At 54.7% G+C, this 2,054-nt stretch carries 5 protein-coding genes; 2 read left to right on the top strand and 3 right to left on the bottom strand.

What is annotated here, in order from left to right; all coding sequences use genetic code 11:
• From AC16KF_RS05360 to AC16KF_RS05370, 3 genes are all read right to left on the bottom strand, one after another.
• The coding region (locus AC16KF_RS05360; protein ID WP_484036268.1) for a hypothetical protein at nucleotides 1-228 on the bottom strand (228 nt) is incomplete at its 3' end.
• Between the two features lie 153 nt (nucleotides 229-381).
• Nucleotides 382-930 (bottom strand): hypothetical protein, encoded by a 549-nt coding sequence (locus tag AC16KF_RS05365; RefSeq protein WP_484036269.1) that lies wholly within the window; start codon nucleotides 928-930, stop codon nucleotides 382-384.
• 121 nt (nucleotides 931-1,051) lie between these two features.
• A complete protein-coding gene (locus AC16KF_RS05370) occupies nucleotides 1,052-1,321 on the bottom strand; it encodes a hypothetical protein (protein ID WP_484036270.1) in 270 nt (89 codons plus the stop codon).
• Between the two features lie 159 nt (nucleotides 1,322-1,480).
• Here AC16KF_RS05370 and AC16KF_RS05375 point away from each other — a divergent pair, with 159 nt between their 5' ends.
• Together AC16KF_RS05375 and AC16KF_RS05380 are read left to right on the top strand one after the other, a co-directional pair.
• On the top strand, nucleotides 1,481-1,747 hold the full coding sequence (locus AC16KF_RS05375; protein WP_484036271.1) for a hypothetical protein: 267 nt from the start codon (nucleotides 1,481-1,483) through the stop codon (nucleotides 1,745-1,747).
• Nucleotides 1,744-2,054, top strand: a 311-nt coding sequence (locus AC16KF_RS05380; protein WP_484036272.1) for a terminase small subunit, incomplete at its 3' end; no start/stop codon positions are given. The genes AC16KF_RS05375 and AC16KF_RS05380, both read left to right, overlap by 4 nt.

A 2,054-nucleotide genomic window follows, 5' to 3' on the forward strand; every position in this document is an offset into this window, starting at 1 on the left:
TTTCCGCAATTTTGCAGGGACGCGCAGGGCGCGATAACTGTTTCCATTGCGCTCGATCAATCCGAGCGCGGTCATTCGGTTCAGCCAATGCGCGACCAGCGACGGGACACGGGGCTTGCCCGTGCGCGGCGACGGAAACATGCGCCCGATCTCGCGCAGGGACGGGGAGCGCAACTGTTTGTTGCACTGCGCGATGTAGGCATGGACGGCGAGGTAGTGTTCGAGCATGTGGTTATCCTTCACGGCGGAGGATTTCCTCGGCAGTCCATGCGCGACCGAAGCGTTTCTTGAACCAGTTGCGGAGGGTTTGAATGAGTTTGGTCATGTGTGATTCCTATTCTGCCCGCCCTGTGATAAGCAGGGCGGGCGCGTGGATAAAGGTTAGGCTGTCGCGTCAATCGCTCGGTAGCCGACGATGTTCTTGTACGGCTTCCCGTTCTGGTTGAGTTTTTCGCTATTGCGCCAATCAGCGAAAAAACGCAGGTCGAATGACTGTGATGTTTTGAGCATCTCCTCTGTCCATCCATAACCAGAAACGGACAGGGCGGCAAGCAGTTGTTTGATCGTGCCGTTGTGATACAGGTCGGGGTATTTATGACCCTCACTGTAGAGTTTCAATTCCGCCTTTCCGTCCGGCTTCGGCGTGACTTCCACGCGCACAACCTCCAGCGTATTCATGCCTGTATCTGCGGTCTCGGTGGATTGCGTTGGCTTCGGTGAATCTTGCGGAGCGGCAGTCGCCGGTCTTGGCGCGTTGACTTGCTCGATTGCCCAGCCGTAGGTCTCGACGCCGTGCTTGATGCCGTTATAGAGATCGTCAACGGCGGCGGCGACGTTCTGTCCGCTGGCTTTGAGGGTGATGCGGATGCCGTGCTTGCTGAATACGTCTGTGATAACCCATGCCCCTGTGTTGTTTGTTTCGTCTGACATTGTTATAGTTCCTTTTTTGTCCGCTTTTCTTTTCGCGGAGTGATTTGTCTGCCCGTAACCGACGGGCGGCGGGTTGTGCTGGCTAGGCACGGAACAGCCTGTATACTCCTGTGCTGTGGATTCAGAACGGGCGGACGCTCTCGCGTGTGGACATTTCGTCGCGCCAGTCCAGTTCGTCCGCGACCCGCGAGATTGCTTCGCGCAAGTACTCCTCATGCGCCTCGGGTGTGAGGTTGTCGAGGATGCGCTGTTGCTCATACGCCTCGAGTCTGTTCTGCCAATAGACATTATCGGGGTCGCGTTCGAGAAACGCCTTGCAAGCGGCGATCCCGTTGGCGATCTGTTCGTGCTTGGGGGTGGTGGGTGTCCAGCCTTGAGAGAGTGTGGTCATGGTTTTTTGCTCCTTGTTTGATTGCCTGAATTTTAGTACAGTTGTACTATTCTGTCAAGAGCCGAAAGACGCGGCAAACGCGCTGTAACGAAATTGTAATGCGCGTGTCCCGCTCCGTAGTCAACTCCGCACCTGCCTAGACGGTGGTACAATGGCGGCATGAACAATGTCCTCGTGTGGTTATTATCGCTCGTCCTGCCGCATCGGTATTGGTATCAGAATTTTTATTTGTACTCCGCGCACTGGCGTTCGTTCCGTGAGCGCGTCGGCGCGGCGCGGAAATGGCATTGTCAAGCGATGGACTGCCGCGAGTATGGGCGACATTTGGACGTGCATCATGTCAGTTATAGATTGTGGCGCGAGTCGCCGCGCGATGTGCGCCTGTTGTGTCGCTATCATCACAAGTTGGAGCATGGGAGAGTATGAGTAAGATAAACGAGGAAGATAAGCCGCTGAAAATAAAAGAAAAAGCGGTATTGAATAACTACTTTTTACATTTCAACGGCACGCGGGCATGGATGGAGGTTCATCCGAAATCAAGTTATGATGCGGCGCGTTCCAGCGCGGCTGAGTTCCTAGCAAAACCTAACGTTAAGGCGGAAATCGAGAGGCGCATGTCTTTAGTGCAAATGAGCGCGGACGAGGCGTTGCAGTTGAACGCCGACATTGCGCGGGGGGATATTGGTCAGGTGATGGATGTTTCCTCCGTTGGATTCAATCTAGATATGGAAAA

The sequence above is a fragment of the Candidatus Defluviilinea gracilis genome (genome assembly GCF_057138825.1).

Coding starts and splice junctions, on each gene's coding strand:
- AC16KF_RS05375 (WP_484036271.1), top strand. CDS start 1,481: ATGAACAATGTCCTCGTGTGGTTATTATCGCTCGTCCTGCCGCATCGG.
- AC16KF_RS05370 (WP_484036270.1), bottom strand. CDS start 1,321: ATGACCACACTCTCTCAAGGCTGGACACCCACCACCCCCAAGCACGAA.
- AC16KF_RS05365 (WP_484036269.1), bottom strand. CDS start 930: ATGTCAGACGAAACAAACAACACAGGGGCATGGGTTATCACAGACGTA.